General features: G+C 54.3%; 21 protein-coding genes and 1 pseudogene. 8 read left to right on the forward strand and 14 right to left on the reverse strand.

The features are described from left to right. Nucleotides 1–407 precede the first annotated feature (407 nt). Both FE788_RS09585 and FE788_RS09590 read right to left on the reverse strand, forming a co-directional pair. Nucleotides 408–1,049, reverse strand: coding sequence for an HAD family hydrolase (locus FE788_RS09585; RefSeq protein WP_138380427.1), 642 nt, complete (start codon nt 1,047–1,049; stop codon nt 408–410). A gap of 87 nt (nt 1,050–1,136) precedes the next feature. Next, nucleotides 1,137–1,625, reverse strand: coding sequence for a ferritin-like domain-containing protein (locus tag FE788_RS09590; RefSeq protein ID WP_138380428.1), 489 nt, complete (start codon nt 1,623–1,625; stop codon nt 1,137–1,139). Between the two features lie 324 nt (nt 1,626–1,949). Here FE788_RS09590 and FE788_RS09595 point away from each other — a divergent pair, with 324 nt between their 5' ends. Next, on the forward strand, nt 1,950–2,450 hold the full coding sequence (locus tag FE788_RS09595; RefSeq protein ID WP_168190360.1) for an SRPBCC family protein: 501 nt from the start codon (nt 1,950–1,952) through the stop codon (nt 2,448–2,450). A gap of 144 nt (nt 2,451–2,594) precedes the next feature. Next, nucleotides 2,595–3,290, forward strand: a complete 696-nt coding sequence (locus FE788_RS09600; RefSeq protein WP_138380430.1) for a DUF998 domain-containing protein — start codon at nt 2,595–2,597, stop codon at nt 3,288–3,290. Between the two features lie 27 nt (nt 3,291–3,317). Here the strand turns inward: FE788_RS09600 and FE788_RS09605 are convergent, their stop codons facing one another. Next, the gene (locus FE788_RS09605) at nt 3,318–4,520 is read right to left on the reverse strand and encodes a pyridoxal phosphate-dependent aminotransferase (protein WP_138380431.1); all 1,203 of its coding nucleotides are present in this window, start codon (nt 4,518–4,520) and stop codon (nt 3,318–3,320) included. A 113-nt stretch (nt 4,521–4,633) separates the two neighbouring features. Between FE788_RS09605 and uvrB the strand changes: the two genes are divergently transcribed. Together uvrB and ccsA are read left to right on the forward strand one after the other, a co-directional pair. After that, the gene (uvrB, locus tag FE788_RS09610; RefSeq protein ID WP_138380432.1) at nt 4,634–6,811 is read left to right on the forward strand and encodes an excinuclease ABC subunit UvrB; all 2,178 of its coding nucleotides are present in this window, start codon (nt 4,634–4,636) and stop codon (nt 6,809–6,811) included. A gap of 266 nt (nt 6,812–7,077) precedes the next feature. After that, a complete protein-coding gene (gene ccsA, locus FE788_RS09615) occupies nt 7,078–9,318 on the forward strand; it encodes a cytochrome c biogenesis protein CcsA (RefSeq protein ID WP_138380433.1) in 2,241 nt (746 codons plus the stop codon). Here ccsA and FE788_RS09620 read toward each other — a convergent pair. Continuing rightward, nucleotides 9,261–10,190, reverse strand: coding sequence for a LysR family transcriptional regulator (locus tag FE788_RS09620; protein ID WP_138380434.1), 930 nt, complete (start codon nt 10,188–10,190; stop codon nt 9,261–9,263). The genes ccsA and FE788_RS09620 overlap by 58 nt on opposite strands. A 107-nt stretch (nt 10,191–10,297) precedes the next feature. On the opposite strand from FE788_RS09620, the gene FE788_RS09625 reads away from it, so the two are divergent. Then, nucleotides 10,298–10,804 (forward strand): tetratricopeptide repeat protein, encoded by a 507-nt coding sequence (locus FE788_RS09625; RefSeq protein WP_138380435.1) that lies wholly within the window; start codon nt 10,298–10,300, stop codon nt 10,802–10,804. 128 nt (nt 10,805–10,932) lie between these two features. On the opposite strand, the gene FE788_RS09630 is transcribed toward FE788_RS09625, so the two are convergent. From FE788_RS09630 to FE788_RS09650, 5 genes and pseudogenes are all read right to left on the reverse strand, one after another. Then, nucleotides 10,933–11,436 carry a periplasmic heavy metal sensor gene (locus FE788_RS09630; protein ID WP_138380436.1) on the reverse strand — a complete coding sequence of 168 codons (504 nt, stop codon included), beginning with the start codon at nt 11,434–11,436 and terminating at the stop codon, nt 10,933–10,935. After that, nucleotides 11,433–11,780 (reverse strand): hypothetical protein, encoded by a 348-nt coding sequence (locus FE788_RS09635; RefSeq protein WP_138380437.1) that lies wholly within the window; start codon nt 11,778–11,780, stop codon nt 11,433–11,435. Before FE788_RS09635 ends, FE788_RS09630 begins: the two co-directional genes overlap by 4 nt. Beyond that, a pseudogene (locus FE788_RS09640) lies at nt 11,777–12,385 on the reverse strand (RNA polymerase sigma factor); the annotation flags it as partial. The gene FE788_RS09635 and the pseudogene FE788_RS09640, both read right to left, overlap by 4 nt. A 242-nt stretch (nt 12,386–12,627) precedes the next feature. Further along, nucleotides 12,628–13,644, reverse strand: a complete 1,017-nt coding sequence (locus FE788_RS09645) for a 2-oxoacid:ferredoxin oxidoreductase subunit beta (protein ID WP_138380439.1) — start codon at nt 13,642–13,644, stop codon at nt 12,628–12,630. Continuing rightward, nucleotides 13,641–15,515, reverse strand: coding sequence for a 2-oxoacid:acceptor oxidoreductase subunit alpha (locus FE788_RS09650; protein ID WP_138380440.1), 1,875 nt, complete (start codon nt 15,513–15,515; stop codon nt 13,641–13,643). Before FE788_RS09650 ends, FE788_RS09645 begins: the two co-directional genes overlap by 4 nt. A 367-nt stretch (nt 15,516–15,882) precedes the next feature. Between FE788_RS09650 and FE788_RS09655 the strand changes: the two genes are divergently transcribed. Continuing rightward, entirely contained in the window at nt 15,883–17,304 is a 1,422-nt protein-coding gene (locus FE788_RS09655) for an MATE family efflux transporter (RefSeq protein ID WP_138380441.1), read from the forward strand. 125 nt (nt 17,305–17,429) lie between these two features. On the opposite strand, the gene arsC is transcribed toward FE788_RS09655, so the two are convergent. Then, a complete protein-coding gene (gene arsC, locus FE788_RS09660; protein WP_138380442.1) occupies nt 17,430–17,777 on the reverse strand; it encodes an arsenate reductase (glutaredoxin) in 348 nt (115 codons plus the stop codon). A 235-nt stretch (nt 17,778–18,012) separates the two neighbouring features. Between arsC and FE788_RS09665 the strand changes: the two genes are divergently transcribed. Both FE788_RS09665 and bfr read left to right on the forward strand, forming a co-directional pair. Continuing rightward, nucleotides 18,013–18,261: a (2Fe-2S)-binding protein gene (locus tag FE788_RS09665; RefSeq protein ID WP_138380443.1), complete on the forward strand. Its 249-nt coding sequence runs from the start codon at nt 18,013–18,015 to the stop codon at nt 18,259–18,261. A gap of 134 nt (nt 18,262–18,395) precedes the next feature. Beyond that, nucleotides 18,396–18,875, forward strand: a complete 480-nt coding sequence (gene bfr, locus FE788_RS09670; protein WP_138380444.1) for a bacterioferritin — start codon at nt 18,396–18,398, stop codon at nt 18,873–18,875. Between the two features lie 145 nt (nt 18,876–19,020). Here the strand turns inward: bfr and FE788_RS09675 are convergent, their stop codons facing one another. The 4 genes from FE788_RS09675 to FE788_RS09690 all read right to left on the reverse strand — a co-directional run bounded on the left by FE788_RS09675 (nt 19,021) and on the right by FE788_RS09690 (nt 23,421). Further along, nucleotides 19,021–20,091 carry a quinone-dependent dihydroorotate dehydrogenase gene (locus FE788_RS09675; RefSeq protein WP_138380445.1) on the reverse strand — a complete coding sequence of 357 codons (1,071 nt, stop codon included), beginning with the start codon at nt 20,089–20,091 and terminating at the stop codon, nt 19,021–19,023. Between the two features lie 206 nt (nt 20,092–20,297). Next, nucleotides 20,298–20,720 carry a helix-turn-helix domain-containing protein gene (locus FE788_RS09680; protein WP_138380446.1) on the reverse strand — a complete coding sequence of 141 codons (423 nt, stop codon included), beginning with the start codon at nt 20,718–20,720 and terminating at the stop codon, nt 20,298–20,300. A 108-nt stretch (nt 20,721–20,828) separates the two neighbouring features. Beyond that, nucleotides 20,829–22,466: an apolipoprotein N-acyltransferase gene (lnt, locus tag FE788_RS09685; protein WP_138380447.1), complete on the reverse strand. Its 1,638-nt coding sequence runs from the start codon at nt 22,464–22,466 to the stop codon at nt 20,829–20,831. Continuing rightward, nucleotides 22,456–23,421, reverse strand: coding sequence for a hemolysin family protein (locus FE788_RS09690; RefSeq protein WP_138380448.1), 966 nt, complete (start codon nt 23,419–23,421; stop codon nt 22,456–22,458). The genes lnt and FE788_RS09690 overlap by 11 nt, the downstream gene beginning before the upstream one ends. Nucleotides 23,422–23,448 lie beyond the last annotated feature (27 nt).

Genomic DNA, 23,448 nt, shown 5'->3' on the forward strand with positions numbered 1-23,448 from the left:
ACGTCATCGCGCCCCCTGCATATATCTTGGGCCTGTCATATATCTTGGAAAAGAGAGGTGGCAATCCAGCGGGATTATGGAGGAGGACGGCGGCAGTCGGGAAACTTGTCCGGGATTTGTCGGACAAAATATTTCAAGCCATGCATATTGTGCATGGCTGCCAGACGCAATCAGGGGTGGTCAAGGGAGCGGGTTCTGCCTATATTGTTTCTCAGATGTTGCGACGCAGCATCTTCTGGAAAATCTCCTCCCTGATTTTTCAGAACGCTGTAACCCATGACCTCCCTTTTGGGATACAGCATTGTTTCATTGTCTCCCAGACGTGAAGCCTCCCTATATTTTTCACTGTGCCGGGCTTGTCCCGGCATTTTTTTGTGCCTATCCCGGGCCCGTCTGCAAAACTCTGCTCAGATATATTTTTTCACGTCCAGTATGTTGTGAATCACCCTGCCCCCAGCCCGGGCCAGTTCTTTATCCTCGCCCCGCGCCGAATAGGCCAGCACGATCATACCGGCAGCCACGGCTCCTTTCACCCCAGGCAGGCTGTCTTCCACTACCAGACAGTTTTCAGGACGCGCCCCCATCTGTTCCGCAGCAAAGAGATACAGGTCCGGATGGGGTTTGCCGCGGGTCACTTGCGAGGCGCTGAAAATCCGCCCGTTAAAATCCACCTTAAGACCGGTAAGGCCCAATGTGACCTCCATCTTGGCAAAATCGCCGCTGGAGGCCACGCAACTGGCAATGTTTTTCGCTTTGAGATAGGCGACCACTTCGTGAATCCCTTCCACCGCCTGCAGGTCTTCGTGAAAGGCGGCAAAGGTCCTTTGCTGCACCCGGTCCAGAAAATCGGCCGGTAACGGCGTCCCCAACATTTCTTCCGCCCGGTGCACCACTGATGACATGGACAGACCGACAAATTCCCGCACCACTTCGTCAAGTGTCAAGGAAAGGCCTTCCTTAGCCAACGCCTCCCGCAAAACCCGGTTGGCGATGGGCTCGCTGTCCACCAGCACCCCATCACAATCAAAAATCACCAACTCTACTGTCATTCTTTCCTCATTAAAAAAGGCAGCCCTGAAGGGCTACCTCTTTACACGCATATGAACCGGTTTTCCAGCGTAAGAAACGCCGCCCGCTTATCCCAGCAGAGACCGCAACATCCAGGCGTTTTTCTCGGAAACCTCCATCCGGTCGCCAAGCAGGCCCAAAGAGGGTTCATCACCGGCTTCATCCACAATCGGTACAATTTCCCGGGCGGTTTTCACCACTGCCTCGTTGGCTTGCACCAAATTACGAATCATGTCTTCGGCCAACGGAATGCCGTCATCTTCCGGAATCCGGGTCAAGGCAGCAAATTCCTTATACGTGCCCGGGGCATATTCCCCAAGCGCCCTGATCCGCTCAGCAATCACATCAATGGCATTCCAGAGCTCGGTATATTGTTCTTCAAACTGAACATGCAGGGTCTGGAACATAGGACCCGTCACATTCCAGTGATAATTATGGGTTTTCAGATACAAGGTGTAGGTATCGGCGAGGAGTCGACTGAGGCCCTTGGCAATTTCCATCCGGGTTTTTTCTTCCATACCAATATCAATCTTCATAACGATCTCCTCTTTTTCCATTGAATAGGCAGGTTACCATTTAGTTTAGAATACTTCTAGTTCAAGGGGCGCATATAAAAATCCCCTATGATCGCGTGACGGCTTACCAAGGGCAGAATACCAAAAAAATACGACACTTGCATGTCCCTTGGAATTTACTTTGAGCATCTGCTCCGGAATGGGGGTGAAGGAGGTTATGGTTTTCGCGACACAGAAATTTCTTCATTTGACGTTTCCAGTGAGTATTTTATGGTGAAAAACTTTTACAATCCGGATTCAGGGAGACACGCCATGCGTTTATCATGTATTGCAAGGAGAAGGGGGGTTTTCCTTTGGACTTTGCTGATGAGTTTATGGCCCGGACTTGTGACGGCGCAAGATGATCCCGCCGCGCCCCTGCCCCCGGTCGTGGCGGAGGTGATTGTCCGGGATGATCTGGAGGATGTCTGGCTAGATTGGACCACTAGCGAGGGGCTCAGCGCCGTCATGGGTACGCTCGCCCATGTGGACCCCGATCTGAAACCGCGTGGCCTGTATGAAGTCCTGTTCCTGCCCGATGCGCCGGAAGGCGAGCGCGGAGCGGAGAAAGGCGCAATTCTCGCGGTGGAGCCGAAAAAAATGATTTCCTTCACCTGGAAGCAGCCGCCTTATATGCCCATTGGTGAAAATTATACTTTTGTCCAGCTCTTCTTTGAGCCAGTGGGGGAAAATGAAACCCGCCTGCGGCTGTATAACTGGGGCTGGGGCACCAGTCCGGACTGGAAAAAGGCCCGCGCCTATTTCGCCCAGAGCTGGCCCGCCGTTCTGGACATGTACCAAAAGCAAAAGGCCGCCCAGGCCGAGTGACGCCGGGCCAGGCAAAGACGGGCCGAAACGGCTTCCCTGCCTGAAGAATGAATTCTCTGTCGGAAAAGCGGCAGATCAGGTAAAATTATTCCCTCAACGCCATAGGCGAACCGTGCCAAAATTCACCACCGAAAGGAGGGGCCCATGTCACACGAGAGCACCAAAAGTAGATCTCTGGTGATTTCCTATCTTACCCTGAGAAAAGCCATCGGGGTTCTGGGCCTCAGCCTGCCTTTTGTGCTCGTACTTGGTGCCCTGATTCTGTTCGCCACGCCTCTTCAGGGCTCCATAAGTGACTATTATTATACCGGCATGAGGGATGTATTTGTGGGGATCATGTGCGCCATCGGGGTGTTTCTGTTTTCTTACCGGGGGTATGAACGGAAAGATGACCTGGCCGGGGATCTGGCCGGCCTGTTTGCCATCGGCATTGCCCTGTTTCCCACCAAACCGTCGCCGGCGGATCTGGTGACGGCACAGCAGCAGGTCATCAGCCAGATTCATACCCTGTTCACGGCGCTGTTCTTTCTCACGCTCGCCTATTTCTGTCTGCGCCTGTTTATAAAAACCACGCCCGACATGCCGCCAACGCCGGAAAAATTGATGCGGAACCGGATATATCGGATCTGCGGGTATACCATTCTGGCTTCGATCCTGCTGATTGCCCTTTATCTGTTTGTGCTTAACGGCGAAAAAAAGCCCTTTACCGCCCTGAAACCCGTTTTTTGGTTTGAAACTCTTGCCGTTCTCGCCTTTGGGCTGTCCTGGCTGGTCAAGGGCGAAGCAATCCTCAAGGACCAGAAATACGATGCCCCGGCAGGAAACCGGGGCGATAATTAAAATATATAAGTAGAGAAGGGTCCGGCCTTATTTCAGGGCGGCGCAGGCTTTTTGAATCCGCCGGCAGGCTTCGGTCAGCACCTCTTCTGAGGTGGCGTAGGACACCCGGAAATGGGGTGACAGGCCAAACGCCTCGCCATGCACCACGGCCACACCTTCGGTATCCAGCAGATAAGTACAGAAATCCAGATCCGTCTCGATCACCTTGCCAGCCGGTGTGGTCTTGCCGATGACGCCGGCGCAACTGGGATAGACATAGAAAGCCCCTTCCGGCGTGGCGCATTCAAGGCCCTCAGCGTCATTGAGCATACCCACCACCAGATCCCGGCGTTTCTGGAACGCGGCGGCGCGTTCTTTCAGAAAATCCTGTGGGCCAGTGAGCGCCTCAACGGCGGCCGCCTGGGAAATGCTGCAGGGATTGGAGGTGGTCTGCGACTGGATCTTGCGGATGGCGCTGATCAGTTCCACCGGTCCCGCTGCATACCCGATGCGCCAGCCGGTCATGGCATAGGCCTTGGACACGCCATTGACGGTGAGAGTGCGCGGGTAAAGATTGGGTTCGACCTGGGCCGGGGTGACAAATTCAAAATCATCATAAACAATATGTTCATACATATCGTCACTCATCACCCAGACATGGGGGTATTTCAACAGCACATCAGTCAGCCGCTTCAATTCATCACGGCTATAGGCCGCGCCAGAAGGATTGGACGGGCTGTTGAGGATCACCCATTTGGTTTTGGGTGTAATCGCCTTTTCCAGATCCTCGGGCATGAGTTTAAAACCATTTTCCTGCCGGGTTTCCACAATCACCGGCACGCCGCCCACCAATAGGGTCATGTCCGGATAGGACACCCAGTAAGGGGCGGGGATGATCACTTCATCGCCCGGATTGATGGTCGCCATCAGGGCATTGATCAGGGTATGTTTGCCACCGTTATTGACGGTGATTTGCGAAGGGTCATAATCCAGACCGTTTTCGCGTTTGAATTTTTGGGCAATGGCCTGCTTCAGTTCCGGTGTGCCGTCAGCCGGCGTATATTTAGTCTTGCCGTCGCGGATCGCCTGAATGGCGGCCTCCTTGATATTGTCCGGCGTATCAAAATCCGGTTCCCCAGCGCCAAGGCCGATCACATCCCGCCCGGCCGCGCGCAGTTCGGCGGCTCTGGTGGTGACGGCTATGGTCGGGGAAGGTTTCACACGGCTCAAGGAATCAGCAATAAACGCCATTGTTTTTCCCTTTCTGATTAAATAGTCCTAAATACCAGCGCGACCCTACGAAAACTGCCGTCCTTCTGCAAGAGGTGTTTGCAATATCGCTCATTTCTTTCCATATTAGGGACATGAGCACAGAAAACATCACCACCGATCGTCCCCAAATACCTGTTAGCGGGTTGAAACGCCCGGAAAAAACCGAAGGCGGGATCCGCTTTCGCATCGACTCAGAGTTTAAGCCCAGCGGCGACCAGCCCCAGGCCATTGACGCCCTGGTCGAAGGGATTGAAAACGGCCTCAGTGATCAAGTGCTGCTTGGCGTGACCGGTTCCGGCAAGACCTTCACCATGGCGCAGATCATCGAACAGACCCAGCGCCCGGCCCTGATCATGGCTCATAACAAGACCCTCGCCGCCCAGTTGTACGGCGAGATGAAGTCCTTTTTCCCAGACAATGCGGTGGAATATTTCGTATCTTATTACGATTATTACCAGCCCGAGGCCTATGTGCCGCGCTCCGACACCTATATCGAAAAAGACGCCAGCATCAACGAACAGATTGACCGCATGCGCCATGCCGCAACCCGCGCCCTGTTCGAACGCGACGATGTGATCATCGTCGCCTCGGTAAGTTGTATCTACGGCATGGGGTCACCCGAAACTTACCTGGAAATGACCATTCCTTTTGAAGTGGGCATGATCTTTGAACAGCGCGAGTTGCTGCGCCAGTTGGTCACCCTGCAATATCGCCGCAATGACCAGGCGTTCCAACGCGGCACCTTCCGGGTACGCGGCGATGTGATCGAAATTTTCCCGAGCCATTATGAGGATCGGGCCTGGCGACTTGACTTTTTTGGTGACGAACTGGAAAAAATCACCCTGTTTGATCCGCTGACAGGCGAGAAAATCAATGATCTGGAGCGGGTCAAGCTTTACGCCAACAGCCACTATGTAACGCCTGGCCCGTCCCTGGAACAGGCCATGAAAACCATCCGCATGGAACTGGACGAACGGCTCAAGGAGTTGCAGGCCCAAGGTAAAATCCTTGAAGAAGCCCGCCTGCGCGAACGGGTACAGCTGGACCTGGAAATGATGGCGGCAACCGGCACCTGTGCGGGCATCGAAAATTATTCCCGCCATCTCACCGGCCGCAATCCTGGCGAGCCGCCACCTACCCTGTTTGAATATCTGCCGGACAATATGTTGTTGTTTGTGGATGAAAGCCATGTGAGCGTACCGCAGATCGGCGGCATGAGCCGGGGCGATTATAACCGCAAGAAGACCCTTGCCGATTATGGCTTCCGTCTGCCCAGTTGCGTGGACAACCGGCCGCTCACCTTTGATGAATGGAACCGGATGCGTCCACAGACCGTTTATGTTTCCGCCACCCCCGGCAAATGGGAACTGGAACAGACCGGCGGCGCCTTTGTGGAACAGGTGATCCGGCCCACCGGGCTGATTGATCCGCCCTGTGACGTGCGTCCCGTGGAAAGCCAGGTGGACGATTTGCTGCATGAAGCACGCCGGACCATCGAGGCCGGCTACCGGGTGCTGGTCACCACATTGACCAAGCGCATGGCCGAGGACCTGACTGAATATCTGCATGAAAACGGTCTCAAGGTCCGCTATCTGCACAGCGACATTGATACGCTGGAACGCATTGAGATTATCCGTGACCTCAGGATCGGCGCCTTTGACATCCTGGTGGGCATTAACCTGCTGCGCGAAGGGCTTGATATTCCCGAATGCGGGCTGGTGGCGATTCTGGATGCGGACAAGGAAGGTTTCCTGCGCTCCGAGACCAGCCTGATCCAGACCATCGGCCGGGCGGCGCGTAATGTGGACGGGCGGGTGATCCTCTATGCGGACAAAATCACCCGCAGCATGAAAGCGGCGCTGGACGAAACCGAACGCCGCCGCGCCAAACAGCTGGCCTATAACGCCGAACACGGCATTACGCCCGAAAGCATCAGGAAAAATATCGGTGACATTCTCGACAGCGTGGCGGAAGGCGATCATGTGCTGGTGGATACCGGCATGGATGACAACAATCTGGTCGGCCACAATCTGCGCGCCTATATCGAAAGCCTGGAAAAACAGATGAAGGAAGCCGCCGGCAATCTGGAATTCGAGGAAGCCGCCCGCCTGCGCGACGAAATCAAACGGCTGGAGGATGCGGAACTGGGGATTGCGCCACTGGAAAAATATGCCCGCAAACCGGCGACCAAAGGCCGGTCTTCCGCGGGCCGCCCCGGCACCCGCCAGTATCGCAAGAAAAGCAAACATCCCAGCCCGCGCAAATTTTGAGGTTTTTGCCATATGGGGGATCGGGGCACGGGGCGGCACCCCCTGTCATGACGTGATGGATCGCCGTCCCCCCGCTGGCGGCACAGCCTCACCATCATTGCGAAACGCGACAGCAACGAAGCAACCCATATAACATTATGAGCACCTGCCGAAACATCTCTTGGAGTCCCCCGGAATCATTTTTTATGGCGCTGTTTGGCATGCAGTTTTGCCATTATGCTGTATGATGGCAGGCTACCGCACACAATCAGGGGGAGAGCAGGAACATGCTGACAGGGAAGCAGCTCAAGGATCAGCTGATCCGGATTCTGGTCCTGATGACCCTGACAAGTGCCGGGCTGGCCCTGGGCCCACTGGCGGAGCGGGGCCTGATCCTAGTGGCGGGTGTCTCCGCCCTCATGGCGCTGTTCTGGCCCACTTCAAGATGCCTATTTCTGCCCCTGATGCTGATCAGCCTTCTGGCCGCCAGTTTGGGCCTGGTCATCCATCTTGCGCAGGATCATTTCCATTACGCCTATGTCTGGCTGTACAGCGCGCCGGAGTTGCCGCTGTATCTGAAAATCAGCAATTTCTGGGGCGGTGAAGAAGGCACCCTGCTGCTGCTGGCTCTGCTGGCCGCCGTCTTTGGCGTGGTGCTTTGTCGTCACGGCGGCTGGGGAGGAACCGGCGCCCTGCTTTTGGCGGGAGTGTTCAGTGCAGGCGCCTTATATTGGCATCCCTTTTCCCTCACCACCGCTGAACAATTGGCCCATGCCCCCTATCAGGGCATGAATGCCCATCTCACCGAATTCTGGATGGCCATTCATCCACCGCTGATTTTCCTGACCTATATGTTACTGGTGGCCCCCTTTGGGGCGGCGGTGGAGGCCCTGGTCCGGGGCACGGGACAGTGGGCCCGGATCACGCGCACTTATGGCCGGCTGGCCTGGCTGGTGCTCAGTCTTGGTCTTGCCAGTGGCATGTGGTGGGCGTATGGCGATTATTTTTACGGCCAGATCTGGCACTGGGACCCGGTGCAGACGGCCACTTTTGTAGTCTGGTGCCTGCTGACCGGTCTGCTGCATGGCCTCAGGCTCTATCATCCTGAGCGGCGCTATGCCCGCCTGCTGCCGTTTTTGTCGCTGCTGACCGCCGCCGCCTGCCTGAGCTCGATGCTGGTGACTCGCAACGGCCTGCTGATCAGTTCCCATCGTTATCTGGGGGAAACCTCCATCGCCATCCTTGCAGGGCTCAGCCTGGTTCTGGTGCTGACGGCTTTTGTCAGTCTCGCATTGTCCTGCCGCAGGACCTTGCCCGCCAACGGCACAAAGACCAGTGAAGCACGGCTGATGATCACCTTGTCCATCTACGGGTTTTTCCTGCTGGCCCTGATTGGCTGTTATTTTCTGGGGGAAGCCTATCTGCGCGCCCTGTGGGACGTGCCTAAGGACAAACCACCGCTGTTTTTCAAATTTATCGCCAGTGTCAGCCCGCCGGACCTGGTCGCTCTTTTAAAAGAACAGCATAAAAAGTGGGCCCCCGATCTGTTTGCGCTGAATGACGGCCTCCTGATCCCCGCCATTGCTGGGGCTTTGATCGGCGGACACCGGTTTTTGCCAGCCTGGTCGCGACACGTCCGGTGGGGGATTAGCCTGGGGGTCATATTTCTTATGATTCTGATGGCCGAATATGTCCGGCCACTGGAATATTTTTACGACGCTTCCGGCACGTCTTCGGTACATACCCGGCGCAATTTTTATGAACTCAACATGCTGCTGGTGGGAGTTGTCTATTTCTGTCTGGCCTGTCTGGTCTATGCCGCGCCGATAGGGGTCAACCGCCGGAACCTTAGAGCCTATTACGGCTATGTCGCTCCGGTGGGGCTCATTCACATGGGTATGATGATCGCGCTGTTTTCCGCACTCTGTGCCACCATCCTGGACAGTACCAGCAAAACCCAGGTCAGCTTCCCCCAGGCCTTTCATACCCCGGTACGCTTGCCGGGGGGATATCTGCTGGACATTGCCCCACCGCAATATTCCACGAAACCTGACGGTATTTACATCCCCGGCGGCGGACAAAGCCTGCGGGCACTTACCAATGTCCGTCTCAGCCTGAGTACCGCCGACCGGGAGCTGCGGCTGCTGGGCGCGGGACAAACCCTGTACCGAGACGAACGCCGCGCCTTTAACGACGACAATATGCCGATCCGGCAGTATTGTGAAATGATGGATTACCGTTTTGCACGTCTCTCCCGGGGGCCGGAACATATTCTGGCACCCTATATTTATCGGGGACCGAGTTATGATCTTCAGGTCTGGCTGCCGTCAGTGGATGCCTATGGGGACTCCCCACCGGCGGCCGTTTCTCACGAGACGGCCAAGGCCACCTACACAATCGTCATCCGGAAATATCCAATGATGACCTGGCTTTGGCTGGGGCTGGCTCTGTCTCTGGTGGCAGGGATCGTTTATTGTGTGGTCGCCTGGATACCCCGGAGCGCATCAAACGGATCGATAAGATCCTGAAACCGGGCCCGGATACGTTCGCCAAGAAAATCATAAAGCGCCCGGATGCGGGCATTGTGGCGAATGTCGGCATGGGTCACCAGCCAGACCTCCATCAAAACCGGCTTCACCCCTGGAATATGCAATGGTTTTATTTCCCTGTAACGCTGCAATGATAACTCCGACACCAGACCAAGGCCCAGACCATTCCGGACAGCCTCAACCGACCCCAGAAGGCTGTTGCATTTAAACAGGATTTTTGCCGGATCACACGCCCGGAAGATTGTCCACACGGACGGATGGGTCATCATCTCATCAGAAAACCCCACAATCTGATGCTCCTTAAGGGCAGCACTGTCCCTTGGGGCCCCATACCGTTCCAGATAGGCCGCGCTGGCAGCCATGTGATTTTCAAACTGGCCCAGCTTTTTGCCAATCAGATCCGGCTGCATGGGCCGACCCAACCGGATGGCAATATCCGCTTCCCGGCGCAACAGGTCAATGGGTTGCATGCTCACATTCAAATCCACACAGATCCCGGGATAATTATCACGAAACAGCTTCATTTCTTCGGTGATCCAGTAAGTGCCAATAAATTCCGTCGTGGTCAGCCGCACCGTGCCTTCCAACCGCTTGTTCTGCCCCGTAACCGCCTTTTCCACATCCAGCGCCATTTCTTCCATCGCCCTGACGGCACTCAGAATCTTTTCCCCGGATTCCGTCAGCACAAGCCCCTTGGGCAGCCGCTGGAACAGCTGGCTGTCCAGATCCTGTTCCAGTTGCATCAGTTTACGGCTCAGGGTCGGTTGGCTCATGTGCAGTTTGCGTGAGGCGGCGGACAGACTGCCAGCTTCGGCAATCGCTAAAAAAATCTTTAACGCATTCCAGTCCATATCATTTCCCAGTCAATTCAATAATGAATAGATATTATAGAATAATATGATATTTCCATTCAATATTTTTATACTAAAATCATTCTTGATAAAAAGGAGACCTTATCATGCTTAACCTCAGGAAAATAACGGGCGGCGCCATGATCGCCGCTCTTCTTCTCAGCCCGGCGGCCTTTGCCCCGGCTCATGCGGAAAATGTCACGCTTGATCAGTCCCTGTTATGGCATGCCGTCAAGGGCGACCTGCCCCGGCGCGCCATGAAAGCAGTTTCGGAGGGCAAACTGGACAAGGCCCGCGCGCTTTATGTCAAGGCTTTCAAGAAACCCTATGCGGAAAAACAGCGTGGGCAGCTTTACGCCAATCTCTGCGCGCTGGATGTGCTGAGCGGCTCCTACGATCGGGCCCAAAGCCTGTGCAGCAAAGCTTTGGAAATCAACAGCAAGGACTGGACGGCTTTGAATAACCGGGCGGTAGCCCTGTATCATGCGGGACAGGTGGACGCCGCCATAAAAGATATCGAAACGGCACTTAACGTTAATGATGGGGATCAGGTGTTGCAGAATAATCTGAAGAAAATTTCTGCCGTTTCAGCCAACACGGTTGTCAAAAACTGAATTTTACCTTCCCGAAACCTGCATCCCCTCACTTTGCGCCCTCGTATAGACGGGGGCCCACTTTTTATGCTGTTCTTTTAAAAGAGCGACCAGGTCCGGCGTTCCTGACACTGTCCGAAAGTACAATATCAGGGCCCGGGGCTCGGGGGTGATTTTCGGGGACCATTATCAGCTCTCTTGAACCGTTTGGCCCTCAAGGTTTCCCGGGTTTCTTCAATAATCTTGCGGCGTTGCTCCAGCGGCATGGCCATCAGGCGGTCCACCAGCGCATTCTGCACCCGGCTGATAATCTTCAGATGCGCCTCCCTTTCCGCCGCCAACACCTTTTCCAGACGTGCCCGGTCCACATTTTCCGTCATCAGGAGATCCATCGCCTGCTGGCGCAAACGGGCAAGCTGTTCATGACTTTCCCGAAACGGATGACCATCCCGTTTCAAATGCCGGAACAGCTCCCGCCGGTCCTCCGGGGACATGTGCCGGGCAATGGCGGAAAGCCCATGCGGAGAATGAGAGCGGGCATGGCCGGACGGCATCATGGCGCGCGAAACCAGAAAACCAGCCAGAAACAGGTTAACCGCCAACGAGACAAACAGGATCACATGAAGCCATTTTCTACTCAGAAATTCTTTCATGACGCCCCCTCTTCCCCAAATAAAAACAAGATGTCATCTCCCAGAATAAGATACTGGTTATAGGCAAGGTCAAGATTTTCTTCGGTATCAACGGGGGGCATTGCCAGACCAAGATACACCCCGAGGAAACAGGCCATAACAAGCCCCGCCAGACGCGGCGCCAGGTACCCCCAAAAGGTTTTGCGCCCCAAACAATACCACAGCGAGACGGGAGACTGCACCACCTCGTCCGGAATCGCAAGCACGGCTTCCCGCAAACGGCGCGAGGGAGCCGGGCTATACCTCTGTTTATAGGGCTCCAGAAGTTTCTTCATTTCATCGGGTGTCATATCCTCATAGGTCATTTGCCGATCTCCTCCAGAAGCTCCTTGCGTTGCACGGCCAGAACGGTCGCCAGTTTTCTGCGCGCCCGCACCAAAAGAGCCTCCATTGCATTCACACTTACTCCCATAATATGAGCCGCTTCCTTGTTGCTCAGTTCTTCAAGATAACACAGGACAACTGCCATTTTCTGACGCTCGGGCAGGCTCTCCAGGGCCTCGCGCAGGCGGTAGCTTTTCTGCTGCCGGTCCATTTCCTCTTCCGCCGAAGGCTCCTCCGACGTGACGTCATGGGCATTTTCCAGATCATCACCGGGTTTGCGTTTGCGCAGCACATCCAGGCATAGATTCATCACAACCCGGTAAAACCAGGTGGTAAATTTGGCATTGCGCGCCGGATCCCAGTTCCCGGCATGTTTCCAGACCCTGACAAAGGCTTCCTGCATCACATCTTCAGCATCCTGGTTACTGCTCAAAAGGCGGGCCGCAAACGCCAGATGAGTAGCCAAGTGCCGATCCACCAGCATTTTGTATGCCGTACGATCTCCCTTCCCCACCCTCAGGATTAACGCCTCGTCACTTGGCTCCGTCAGCTTATGTTGTTCGCCCACCCTCGCCATACAGCCTTTCGTTTCCTTTGCCGATCTGTGGGATTATACGCATAATCCCGCAATACCCGTCACCGAAAATAAGATGAATTGAGGCATCTCATGACGAACATGAGAGGGAGTTTTGAAGAAATGGACTCGTTATTGCGCGGCGCACCAGCGACAATGCAATCATGCCACGGCCCCGTCTGTGGATCGCCACACCCCGCAGGAACTGGTCCAGGCCAGCCCGGCAGAATGGATCATATTTATGAGTTTACGACCTAGTCCACAACCCAGGTACGCCCCTTGCGCAACAGGGCATTGATGGACGGCGCGGGTTTGGCCTTGCGGGCCTGTTCGATCTGCTCATACACGGCGGTTTCATAACTTTCCGCCGGATTGCAATAGATGACCCCCACCACCACCGGCACATCGGGCCCGTGCAGGTCCACCAGAAGCCGCGCCAGGGTGAGATTGGTTTCGTCATGCACCAGGATATCATCCTCGCCCACGCCATTCTCGCCAATGGTCACCACCTCAAGCCGCAGGTCCCGGGCATTCAGCACAAGCCCCTTGTTCCGCTCCTTGCCGAAAATCAGCTTTTCGCCATGAACGGCATGCAGCTGGCGGTCGGCAGCAACCTTTTTGTCGGTAAAATGTTCGAAAGTCTTGTCGTTATAGACGATACAGTTCTGGTAGATTTCCACAAATGACGCGCCGTTGTGGTCTCGCGCCCGGGCGAGAATACCGGGCAGGCTTTTCAGATCCGTATCCACCGCACGGGCGACGAAACGGGCCCCGGCGCCGAGCGCGAAATGACAGGGCACCAGCGGCGCATCTACGGAACCCAGCGGGGTAGAGGGTGTGCGGGTACCCAGTTTGGTGGTCGGGGAATACTGGCCCTTGGTAAGCCCGTAAATCTCGTTGTTGAACAGCATGATCTGCATGTTTACATTGCGGCGCAGAACATGCAGCATATGATTGCCCCCGATGCTGAGCCCGTCCCCGTCGCCGGTGACCAGCCAAACATCCAGATCCGGATTGGCCAGTTTGACCCCGGTGGCAATCGCCGGCGCGCGGCCATGAATGGTGTGAAAACCGTAAGTTTCCATGTAATAGGGAAACCGTGAGCTACAGCCGATTCCTGAGACAAAGACCGTATTGGACGGTGTTGCGCCTATATTGGCCAGCGCCGTCTGAACCCCTTTCAGAATGGCATAATCCCCACATCCGGGACACCAGCGGACTTCCTGATCCGTGGCGAAATCTTTAGCTTTGAGTTTTACCTGTTCATTCATTTGTCCGCTCCCAATGTGGTGCGAATGGCATCCAGAATTTCCGAAATCTTGAAAGGCTGGCCCGTGACCTTGGACAACAGTTTCGTGTCCAGCAGATACTGGCTGCGCAACAGCGTGTTCAGCTGTCCCACATTCATTTCCGCCACGATCACCTGATCATAGGACTTCAGCAAGTCTCCCAGGTTGCGCGGCAACGGCCAGATATTGCGCAGATGGATATGTGACACATCAAGCCCTTGGCCCCGGGCCTTTCTGACCGCCTGATGTATGGCGCCGCGGGTGGACCCCCAGCCCACGACCACCAGTTTACCCCCGGCCTGTCCCTGATCCACAACCTGCTCCGGGATGTCATGGGCGATATTTTCGATTTTCTGGCGGCGAATATCGGTCATTTTCTGGTGATTGAGCGGATCATAGGAAATATGACCGCTATCATAACCTTTTTCCAGCCCCCCGATCCTGTGCATCAGTCCCTCCGTTCCCGGCTTGGCCCAGACCCGGGCCAGCGTTTGCGGGTCCCGCAGGAAGGGATGGAAGCCTTCCCGTTCCGTATGGAAACGCGCCGGGAAAGGTTTGAGCTTATCCACATCGGGAATTTTCCAGGGTTCGGCCGCATTGGCAATATACCCGTCGGACAGGATAATCACCGGTGTCATATATTTGGTGGCGAGACGTACGGCTTCGATGCCCACCTCAAAACAGTCCGTGGCATTGGAGGCCGCCAGAACCACCAGCGGCGCATCGCCGTTGCGGCCCCAGACCGCCTGGAACAGATCGGACTGTTCGGTTTTTGTCGGCAGCCCCGTTGACGGCCCCGCCCGTTGAATATCCACAATCACCAGCGGCAGTTCCGTACTAATGGCCAGGCCAATGGCCTCGGTCTTGAGCGCAATGCCCGGGCCGGAGCTGGTGGTCAGGCCCAGAGCCCCGGCAAAGGACGCCCCGATGGCCCCGCACACTGCGGCAATCTCGTCTTCCGCCTGGAAGGTGACCACGCCAAATTCCTTAAGACCCGACAGAATGTGCAGCAGAGGTGACGCCGGGGTAATAGGATAGGAGCCCAGCACAAGCTTAAGATCCGCCAGCTGCGATCCAGTCAACAGTCCCCAGGCCAGCGCCTGGTTGCCATTCACGGTCCGATATTCGCCCGGTTCTTCCTCATAGCGGCCCACATGATATTGGCGAATATTACCGGACATTTCCGCTGTTTCCCCATACGCATGACCGGCATTGAGCGCAGCAATATTGGCTTTGGCGATTTCCGGCTTAGAGGCAAATTTCTCTTCAAGCCAGTCGATAATGGGTTGACGCTTGCGCCCGAACATCCACAGCAGCAGCCCCAAAGTCCACATATTCTTACATCTGAGCGCATCCTTATTGCCCAGACCGTATTCCTTCACCGCCTCCAGCGTCATTTTAGAAATATCCAGCGCGCTCAACTGATATTCCGCGAGCGAGCCATCGGTCAGCGGGTTGCTGTCATATCCCGCTTTACGCAGGTTTTTGTCATCAAAGGCCGTTTCATCCGCAATGATCAGCCCCCCCACTTTGAGCCCCGCCAGATTGACTTTGAGCGCCGCGGGGTTCATCGCCACCAGCACATCCGGCTCATCCCCGGCGGTGGACACTTCAACAGAACCAAAATTGATCTGAAAGGCGGATACCCCGAAAGTGGTGCCCACAGGGGCACGGATTTCGGCCGGAAAATCGGGAAACGTCGACAGGTCACTGCCTTCAAGCGCCGTTGCCACCGAGAACTGGTTTCCGGTAAGTTGCATGCCATCCCCGGAATCACCGGCGAAACGGACGACAACGGATTCCATTTCCGTTATTGCTTGTTCATGTGCCGCGGCAGTGCTTTGCCCATCCATGTCTGAATTCCTTAACTTTCTTTCATCGCATCCGGAGACAGAACACCCGGATTTTCCTTCTGATGCTACGACTTATATTATTGCATATAATATCGGTAACGGCCGGAAACAACAATTTACAACACCGTCTTTCCCCGGCTTTTACACTATCATGATCCATATTCCAGTTTTATTTTTATTGCAAGTTTTAATGTAAAATATTTAATTTTACATTTGTTTAATGTTTTATCGTCGGCATTTTTATTTAATATATTAAATAATTACTGGCTCGTCTACCTTCATTTGCCGGATAAAGTTTTGCTCATTGAAGCCTTGTCACCTGAAGTTTGCCAGTTCCCTTTTTACCCTTTGCCGGTATGATGCAACCATGACCAAAAAAACCACAGCGCCCTCCCTTCCGCAGAAAACCGGCTTGAGCCAGGAAATGTGGCGCATTGCCCTTCCCTCTATTTTGGCCAATCTGTCCATTCCCCTGCTGGGACTGGCGGACAGTTATATTATGGGCCACTTGCCGGACCCGCGTTATCTGGCAGCCATCGCGCTCGGTGCCATGATTTTCGGCATCCTCTATACCGGGTTTAATTTTCTGCGCCTGGCCACCACCGGATTTACGGCCCAGGCGGAAGGCCAAGGCGATGCGGCAGAAGCCGGCCTGACCCTGCTCCGGGCCGCTTTGCTGGCTGTATTGATCGGCGCCTGCCTCATTCTGATCCATCCGCTGATTGCCCAGGCCGCCTTCGCCCTGACCGATGCGGAACCGCAGGTAGAGCGGCTGGCAGACGGTTATTTTGCCATCCGTATCTGGAGCGCGCCTTTCGCCCTGCTTAACTTCGTGGCCGTGGGCTGGCTTTTGGGCCTGCATCGGGCCGGCGATGCATTGATTGTGCAGATTTTCATGAACCTACTGAATATCGCGCTGAATGTTTTGTTCGTTTATGGGTATCAGATGGATGTGGACGGGGTGGCTCTGGGGACCTTGTGTGCGGAAGCACTGGCAGCGGCACTGTCCTTTATTTTGATTGCCCGGGCCTATCGCATACGTTTCAGATTGTCCCTGTTCAGCGCCCCGGCCCGCAAGGGGTTTTATAATCTTGCGGCTTTTGCCAGAATGTTTCGTCTCAACCGGGATATTTTTATCCGGACTCTGCTGCTGACGGGATCCATGGCTACCTTCACCATTCTGGGCGCGGGATTTGGCAAAACCATTCTCGCCGCAAATGCCATATTAATGAATCTGCAAATGCTCACATCCTACGGTCTGGACGGGTTCGCCCAGGCGGCAGAGATCCTGGTGGGACGGGAAACCGGGCGGCGGGATCCCGCCCGCCTGCGCGAGGCCGTCAAAATATGTGGGAAATGGGGGCTGATTGCAGCCCTTGCCTTCAGCCTCCTGTATGCCTTAGGGGGATCGGCAATTGTCGCTCTGCTGACCGACCTGGAAACTGTCCGCGAAACAGCCGGATCATATTTGATCTGGCTGATCCTGCTGCCGCTGGTGTCGGTCTGGAGTTTTCTTTTGGACGGCATTTTCATCGGCGCCACCGCCGGTAGCGCCATGCGCAACAGTATGGTGATTGCTGTGCTGGCTTACGGCCTCAGCCTTGCCATCGGACTGCCGCTCTGGGCCAATCACGGCCTGTGGCTAAGTTATTGTATATTTATTCTGGTTCGCGCCATCACGCTTGTCCAACGGTACCCGGCCATCGAACAGGCCGCCACCAAGGGTGGCCCGGCGGACGCCGGATCGCGCTTAAGCTTGTCCGGCATGACCAAGCAGAAGAGGTCATGAGATTCCCATGGATTGCTTCGCTGCTGGCGCGCCTCGCTATGAGGATTCCGGGATGAGAATTCCGGGATGAGGATTCCGGAACGGTCCCGGCTCATCAACATTCAGTCAAACCCCAAACATCCGGTTCAAAGAATATCCAGGACACTTTCCGGCGGACGGCCAATCGCGGCCTTGCCATTGGCTACCACAATCGGCCGCTCTATCAGGATCGGATGTTCGGTCATAGCCCGGATCAGAGTATCGTCATCAAGACGTTCATCATCCAGACCGTTTTCCTTATACGCCGCTTCTTTCTTGCGCATCAGATCCCGCGGCGCCATCCCCAGCATACGCAGAATGTCCTTCAGTTTTTCTACAGAAGGCACGTCTTTCAGATATTCAACAACCTGTGGCGTAATCCCCTTTTCCTCCAGCAGGGCCAAGGTCTGCCGGGATTTACTGCAGCGGGGGTTGTGGTAAATGGTGACCGTCATGAGCACTTTCTCCTTATAAATTTTTACTGCATAAATCTCTGCTGAGATGCTGTTTATCTCTTTTTTCCCGGAAAATCCAGTTTCCTGCGTCACGTCTTATAACCGCTATCTTCTTATAATTACTTATGGTATTAAGAAGCATTCTTATTTTTGTTGACAATCATTATTAATTTCATATATATTTTTCCAGAATTTGGTGAGTCGCAACACACGTGTTGAAGAGGACATTTCCGGGATGCCTCACGGATCCGAACCCGCGGAAACAGAGGCCCGAAAGAACAGCAGGGAGCAGGTTAAGGTGTATATCTGTATTTGCAACGGTTTGAATGAAAATGCAGTCCGGGAAGCCGCGCGCAATACCACCCCGGAAACCAATGTTATTGACCTGTACAAATCCATGGGGGTCAAACCGCAGTGCGGTCTGTGCCTGTGTGAAGCGGAAAATGTCTGTCAAAACGAAAGACAGGCCGCCTCAGCCGGATAACGTCAGGCTGACGTAACGAAGATTAAGAACGTTACTTATTATCACAATCAAAATCCTTTTAAAATCAATACGTTGACATAACCCTCCCCGGAATGTATCCTGATCTTAAATCTTCAGGATCAGGAGCATTAGCTATGAAGGGTGATAAAAAAATAATTGAGTATCTGAACAAGATACTCAAAAACGAACTCACAGCCATTAATCAGTATTTTCTTCACAGCCGCATGTTTGGAGATTGGGGGCTCAAGGCGCTGGAAAAGCATGAATATGATGAGTCCATCGACGAGATGAAACATGCCGATGAGCTGGTCAAACGCATCCTGTTCCTTGAGGGGTTACCCAATCTGCAAAGCCTCAATCGCCTGCGCATCGGTGAAAATGTGCGAGAAATGCTGGAAGGGGATCTCAAGCTTGAACTTGAGGCCACAAAAGACCTGCGCGAAGCCATCGCCTATTGCGAAGACATCCGGGATTATGTCAGTCGCGACCTTTTGGAAGACATTCTGGAATCAGAAGAAGAACATATTGACTGGCTGGAAACCAATCTGTCCCTGATCGACAAGGTCGGCGAACAGAATTACCTCCAATCCATGATGGGCGACACGGACGATTAGAGTGAATTGTGAATGGGTTGGCCCTCCCGGAAGGGACACGGTGATCCGCTGGGTTTATGGATTGCTTCGCTGCTGCTCGCGATGACAGCGTAAAGGGAAAATGTCATCGCGAGCCTGTGAGACGGGCGTAACGATCCCTCAAAACTTAGCGATGAGCCGCGCCGACCGCCTCCATGACAGAAGAAAAACCGTCTTCCCGCAGGCAGGCCAGCAACTCCCTCTTGATTTTCTGCACCAGACCCGGCCCGTGATAGGCCAGAGCCGAATAGAGCTGGATGAGGGATGCTCCGGCCCGGATCTTGGCATAGGCCTGCTGCCCCGTGCTGACCCCTCCCACACCGATCAGTGGGATCCTGCCTTCCGTCAACCGGTACATATCTTCCAGAACCTGAGTGGAAAATTCAAATAGGGGCTGGCCGCTGAGCCCTCCGGTTTCCTCCCGAAAAGAAGATTTCAGCTGGTCCCGCAGACCCACCGTAGTATTGCTGACAATCAGACCGTCAATCCCATGTTTAAGGATGATTTCAGCAATATCCGACCGTTCCTTGTCGTCCAGATCCGGGGCAATCTTGACCAGCAGGGGTGGCAGGTAAGACAATTTCTCCCGGGCATGGTTGCGCACTGTCATCAGGCGGCTGAGCAGTTCATCCAGTGCCTCACGGCCCTGAAGTTTGCGTAAGCCAGGGGTATTGGGCGAGGAGATATTGACGGTGAAATAGTCTGCAAGTCCCAGAAGACGCTCCAACCCGGTCACATAATCGGCAATCGGGTCTTCACTGTCCTTGTTGGCGCCGATATTGGCCCCTACGATGCCCTCCTTAGCCAAAAGACGCCGGCGCTCCAGATTGGCGGCATAACGCTGAAGCCCCTTATTATTAAATCCCAACCGATTGATGATCGCCTCATCCTCGGTCAGGCGGAACAGGCGCGGTTTCGGATTGCCGGGCTGGGGACGCGGGGTTACTGTCCCGGTCTCGACAAACCCGAATCCCTGCGCCAGCATGGCATCCGGCACTTCTGCATTTTTATCGAATCCCGCCGCGAGACCCAGCGGATTTGAAAAGTTCAGGCCCCATAAACTGATCCCAAGTGCAGCATCGTCCCCGCCGCCCTGTGCCGGGACCAGCCCCGCTTTTAAGAGACGGATCACTAGGCCATGGGCCGTTTCCGGTGACAAGGCAAAAAACAGCGGTCTGGTCAGAGCATAAAGGTCCATCAAACACCTCAAAACACAAAAAAACTGTCTCAGAGTGAATTGTTATTAGGTTGACCCGATTCACTCTAAACGTAAAGACAGATCATATACATGATCTGTCATACCAAACGGAAGCTTTTCATGCTAATGGATATCTTTTTATACTGCTGGAGCCTCTTCCCCTCTCTTGGGAAAAAGGCTCTGCCAGACGAATATGGTCACGGCACTTAATCGTTGGCCTGAATCGCCAGTGCAGAATTGCCCAGTGCCTTGACCAGTTCAAACGCTTTTTTGCGTACGGCCGGATCCGAAATCCGGTAATAAGCCCGAACCAGTTCCAGGGTTTCCCGACGTGACAACTGATCCACCTCGAATGTCTGCTTGCCCCCCTCAGACAAACCCCGCTGGCCAGCCTCCTTCTGGTCCATGTCATCAAAGAAAAACGACACCGGGACATCCAGAATCTGGGACAGTTGATAAAGACGGCTGGAACCAATCCGGTTCGCGCCACGTTCGTATTTCTGAATCTGCTGGAACGTCAGGCCAAGCGCATTGCCCAGCTTTTCCTGGCTCATGCCGAGAAGCGTTCTGCGCAGCCGGACTCGTGAACCTACATGCACGTCAACAGGATCGGGTTTTGATTTTTTCATAAGTTGTTCCCAAAAAAACCTTTTATATTTATCTACCTATCTGGATTATATGCGTTATGTATTATCCGACCCCATACTCTATTTTTTTAGAGGTGAATAATAAACAGGTCAAGTATTATCTCTGCGCCCTCGCCTCCCGGCACATAGAACGATACCGCCAATCAGGCAACTCCCTACCATGATAAAGAATATCACATCCCGCACATGTGTATAAAGTGTTCCGCCAGAAATTTTCCGCGGCAGATACTGGTCCAACACGCCTCTGCGATTCAGGTCAATCTGCCCGACCACCTGACCATATGAATCGATCACAGCAGAAATACCGGTACCCGCGGAACGGATGATGGGGATGCCTTCTTCAATCGCCCGCACCCGGGTTTGAAGGAAATGCTGATAAGGGCCGGTCCGGTCGCCGTACCAGGCGTCATTGGTCAGATTAAGCAGCCAGTCGGGCCGGTCCTTTTCATCAATGACAGCTCCCGGAAAAATGATTTCGTAACAGATCAGCACCCCAAACGGCGGCAGGCCTGGCATATGTTGCGTGACCCGTCCGGGGCCAGGGGAATATTCCAGCCCGCCCAGTGCCTCCTCGACCCCCAGCAGGGAAAACAGCAGATGAAAAAAATCCGGAATATATTCCCCAAAAGGCACTAAATGGCTTTTGTCATAAAGCCCGGCAATCTGACCGTTATGATCTATGGCGATAAATGAATTCCAGATGGATACTCCGTCCCGCCCCAGTTCCCGCCGGGGAAATCCGGTGAGTACCATGCCCTCATCCCCCAACATATCGGCGATCAGATAACGCCGGGAAGGCTCCTGGTCCAGAAAATAGATCACGGCCGTTTCAGGCCAAATAACATGGGTGATGCCTTCCTCGGGCTTGCGACGGCTCATATTCAGATAGTCCAGAAAATTATCCGCCCTTTTTTCCGGGTCCCATTTGTCCCATTGATTGATGTTAGGCTGAACCAGGCGCAGTTTGACGTCCTTGATAAAATCCGTCTGATCCGGCAGACGCCAGGCGCCATAGGCATAGAGGCCCCCAAGCCCTCCCAAGAACAAGGCCAGACACAACCCGCCTTTTATGGTCTTCAGACCAAAATGAAACATAAGATAAGGCAGAAACGCCAAAATCAGCACCACAGCGCCCAGACCATATACCCCCACCAGGTTTGTAACTTGTAACAGGGCATCGGAAAATCCGAAAACATATCCGTTCAAATTCCACGGAAAGCCCGTAAATAAATGCCCCCGTAGCCATTCGGCAAAACTCCACATCCCCACAAATACCAGCACGGCCGCAACGACCTGCCGCTCCGTCGGGCGCCGTCGGAAAAACAATCGAAACCCAACGCCTACCAACCCGGGATAAACCGCAAGAAGAGCCGACAATCCCGCCACCGCCACAACCCCGCCCCAGGCCGGTACATCATCCTGAAAATAAAAGGCGTTGGCGATCCATAAAAGGCCGATAAAAAACTGCCCGAAACCGAACCCCCAGCCATAAAGAAATGCCTGTTTTTGCGTGGTGGCCTGATGAAAACACATCATCAGCAACGGATAAGACAAGCACAGCAGAAAAACCAGATAGAACGGCGCAAAGGCAAACGCAGAAAGCATGCCGCCAATCAGACACAGCAGCAACCGCTGATGCAAATGGCGCCGGGCGAGCCAGAAGGTTACATCACGCAAAAGAGGATTTCGAGGCAATTGCACCGCCAAAACCTTTGCCTCAGCCTCCATTCTCGCTCTCCCTGGCCGATAAAGGCTGGACCTGGGTCAGCATTTCCGGTTTGGGACGATGGATCAAAACAGTTTTGATCCGTCGGGCGTCTCCCTCCATGATTTCAAACCGCAACCCCTTGTCATGGTCTATGATTTCGCCAATCTGCGGGATATGCCCCGCCAGGGTAAAGACCAGTCCCCCCAAAGTGTCCACGTCGTATTCTTCTTCATCTGGCAACAACTCAAACCCCAGAAGATCTTCCAATTCATCAATCTCCATACGGGCATCCACCTTGAGCCGTCCATCGGGCAATTCGGACAACAACTCCTCGGCGGCGATATCGTGTTCATCTTCGATATCCCCGACGATTTGCTCCACCAAATCCTCAATGGTCACCAACCCGTCCGTTCCGCCATACTCGTCCACCACCAGGGCCATGTGAATATGTGTCGCCTGCATCTTGACCAGAAGATCCATCAGACGCATGGAGGGCGGCACAAAAAGAATGGGGCGTTGAATGGTGCGCAACGCCGGACGTTTCCCGAACTGCTGATATTCATCAGACGCAAACACCCGGAACACATCTTTGATATGGACCATCGCGATCACTTCATCCAGGCTTTCCCGATAGACCGGAAGCCGGGAGATAGAGGCTTCCCGGAAAATCCGCATCAATTCGTCAAAGGGGGTGGAAGCCTCAACAGCAATAATATCGGCGCGGGGGACCATGACCTCCTCCACGCGCTTGTCGCCAAAAGCAAGCGTATTTCTGATGATGGAGCGCTCTTCTTCCCTGAGCGACAAATCGTCCGCTTCCAGCTCTTCCATCACCTCCTCAAGGCTTTCCTTGAGGCTTGTATCTCCATTTCGGGCAGTAAAGAGTTTTTTCAGCCAGCTCCATATACTGCCCCTGTTACTCGAAGAAGGGTCGGGGTCTGAACTTTCCCCGGCAAGGCTCTGATGTGTGTTCATTGTCCTGTTCTGTGATAGACTGCAATA

Source organism: Luteithermobacter gelatinilyticus (genome assembly GCF_005849285.1).
GTDB lineage: Bacteria > Pseudomonadota > Alphaproteobacteria > Sphingomonadales > Emcibacteraceae > Luteithermobacter > Luteithermobacter gelatinilyticus.

Excerpts from the sequence above, each read along its gene's own strand:
- ccsA (WP_138380433.1), top strand. The coding sequence starts at position 7,078 with ATGCTGACAGGGAAGCAGCTCAAGGATCAGCTGATCCGGATTCTGGTC.
- lnt (WP_138380447.1), bottom strand. The coding sequence starts at position 22,466 with ATGGAGGCTGAGGCAAAGGTTTTGGCGGTGCAATTGCCTCGAAATCCT.
- FE788_RS09650 (WP_138380440.1), bottom strand. The coding sequence starts at position 15,515 with ATGGATGGGCAAAGCACTGCCGCGGCACATGAACAAGCAATAACGGAA.
- FE788_RS09585 (WP_138380427.1), bottom strand. The coding sequence starts at position 1,049 with ATGACAGTAGAGTTGGTGATTTTTGATTGTGATGGGGTGCTGGTGGAC.
- FE788_RS09625 (WP_138380435.1), top strand. The coding sequence starts at position 10,298 with ATGCTTAACCTCAGGAAAATAACGGGCGGCGCCATGATCGCCGCTCTT.
- FE788_RS09665 (WP_138380443.1), top strand. The coding sequence starts at position 18,013 with ATGCCTCACGGATCCGAACCCGCGGAAACAGAGGCCCGAAAGAACAGC.
- FE788_RS09680 (WP_138380446.1), bottom strand. The coding sequence starts at position 20,720 with ATGAAAAAATCAAAACCCGATCCTGTTGACGTGCATGTAGGTTCACGA.
- FE788_RS09690 (WP_138380448.1), bottom strand. The coding sequence starts at position 23,421 with ATGAACACACATCAGAGCCTTGCCGGGGAAAGTTCAGACCCCGACCCT.
- arsC (WP_138380442.1), bottom strand. The coding sequence starts at position 17,777 with ATGACGGTCACCATTTACCACAACCCCCGCTGCAGTAAATCCCGGCAG.
- FE788_RS09630 (WP_138380436.1), bottom strand. The coding sequence starts at position 11,436 with ATGAAAGAATTTCTGAGTAGAAAATGGCTTCATGTGATCCTGTTTGTC.
- FE788_RS09635 (WP_138380437.1), bottom strand. The coding sequence starts at position 11,780 with ATGACCTATGAGGATATGACACCCGATGAAATGAAGAAACTTCTGGAG.
- FE788_RS09645 (WP_138380439.1), bottom strand. The coding sequence starts at position 13,644 with ATGAATGAACAGGTAAAACTCAAAGCTAAAGATTTCGCCACGGATCAG.
- FE788_RS09605 (WP_138380431.1), bottom strand. The coding sequence starts at position 4,520 with ATGGCGTTTATTGCTGATTCCTTGAGCCGTGTGAAACCTTCCCCGACC.
- FE788_RS09620 (WP_138380434.1), bottom strand. The coding sequence starts at position 10,190 with ATGGACTGGAATGCGTTAAAGATTTTTTTAGCGATTGCCGAAGCTGGC.
- FE788_RS09600 (WP_138380430.1), top strand. The coding sequence starts at position 2,595 with ATGTCACACGAGAGCACCAAAAGTAGATCTCTGGTGATTTCCTATCTT.
- FE788_RS09675 (WP_138380445.1), bottom strand. The coding sequence starts at position 20,091 with ATGGACCTTTATGCTCTGACCAGACCGCTGTTTTTTGCCTTGTCACCG.
- FE788_RS09595 (WP_168190360.1), top strand. The coding sequence starts at position 1,950 with ATGAGTTTATGGCCCGGACTTGTGACGGCGCAAGATGATCCCGCCGCG.
- uvrB (WP_138380432.1), top strand. The coding sequence starts at position 4,634 with ATGAGCACAGAAAACATCACCACCGATCGTCCCCAAATACCTGTTAGC.
- bfr (WP_138380444.1), top strand. The coding sequence starts at position 18,396 with ATGAAGGGTGATAAAAAAATAATTGAGTATCTGAACAAGATACTCAAA.
- FE788_RS09590 (WP_138380428.1), bottom strand. The coding sequence starts at position 1,625 with ATGGAAAAAGAGGAGATCGTTATGAAGATTGATATTGGTATGGAAGAA.
- FE788_RS09655 (WP_138380441.1), top strand. The coding sequence starts at position 15,883 with ATGACCAAAAAAACCACAGCGCCCTCCCTTCCGCAGAAAACCGGCTTG.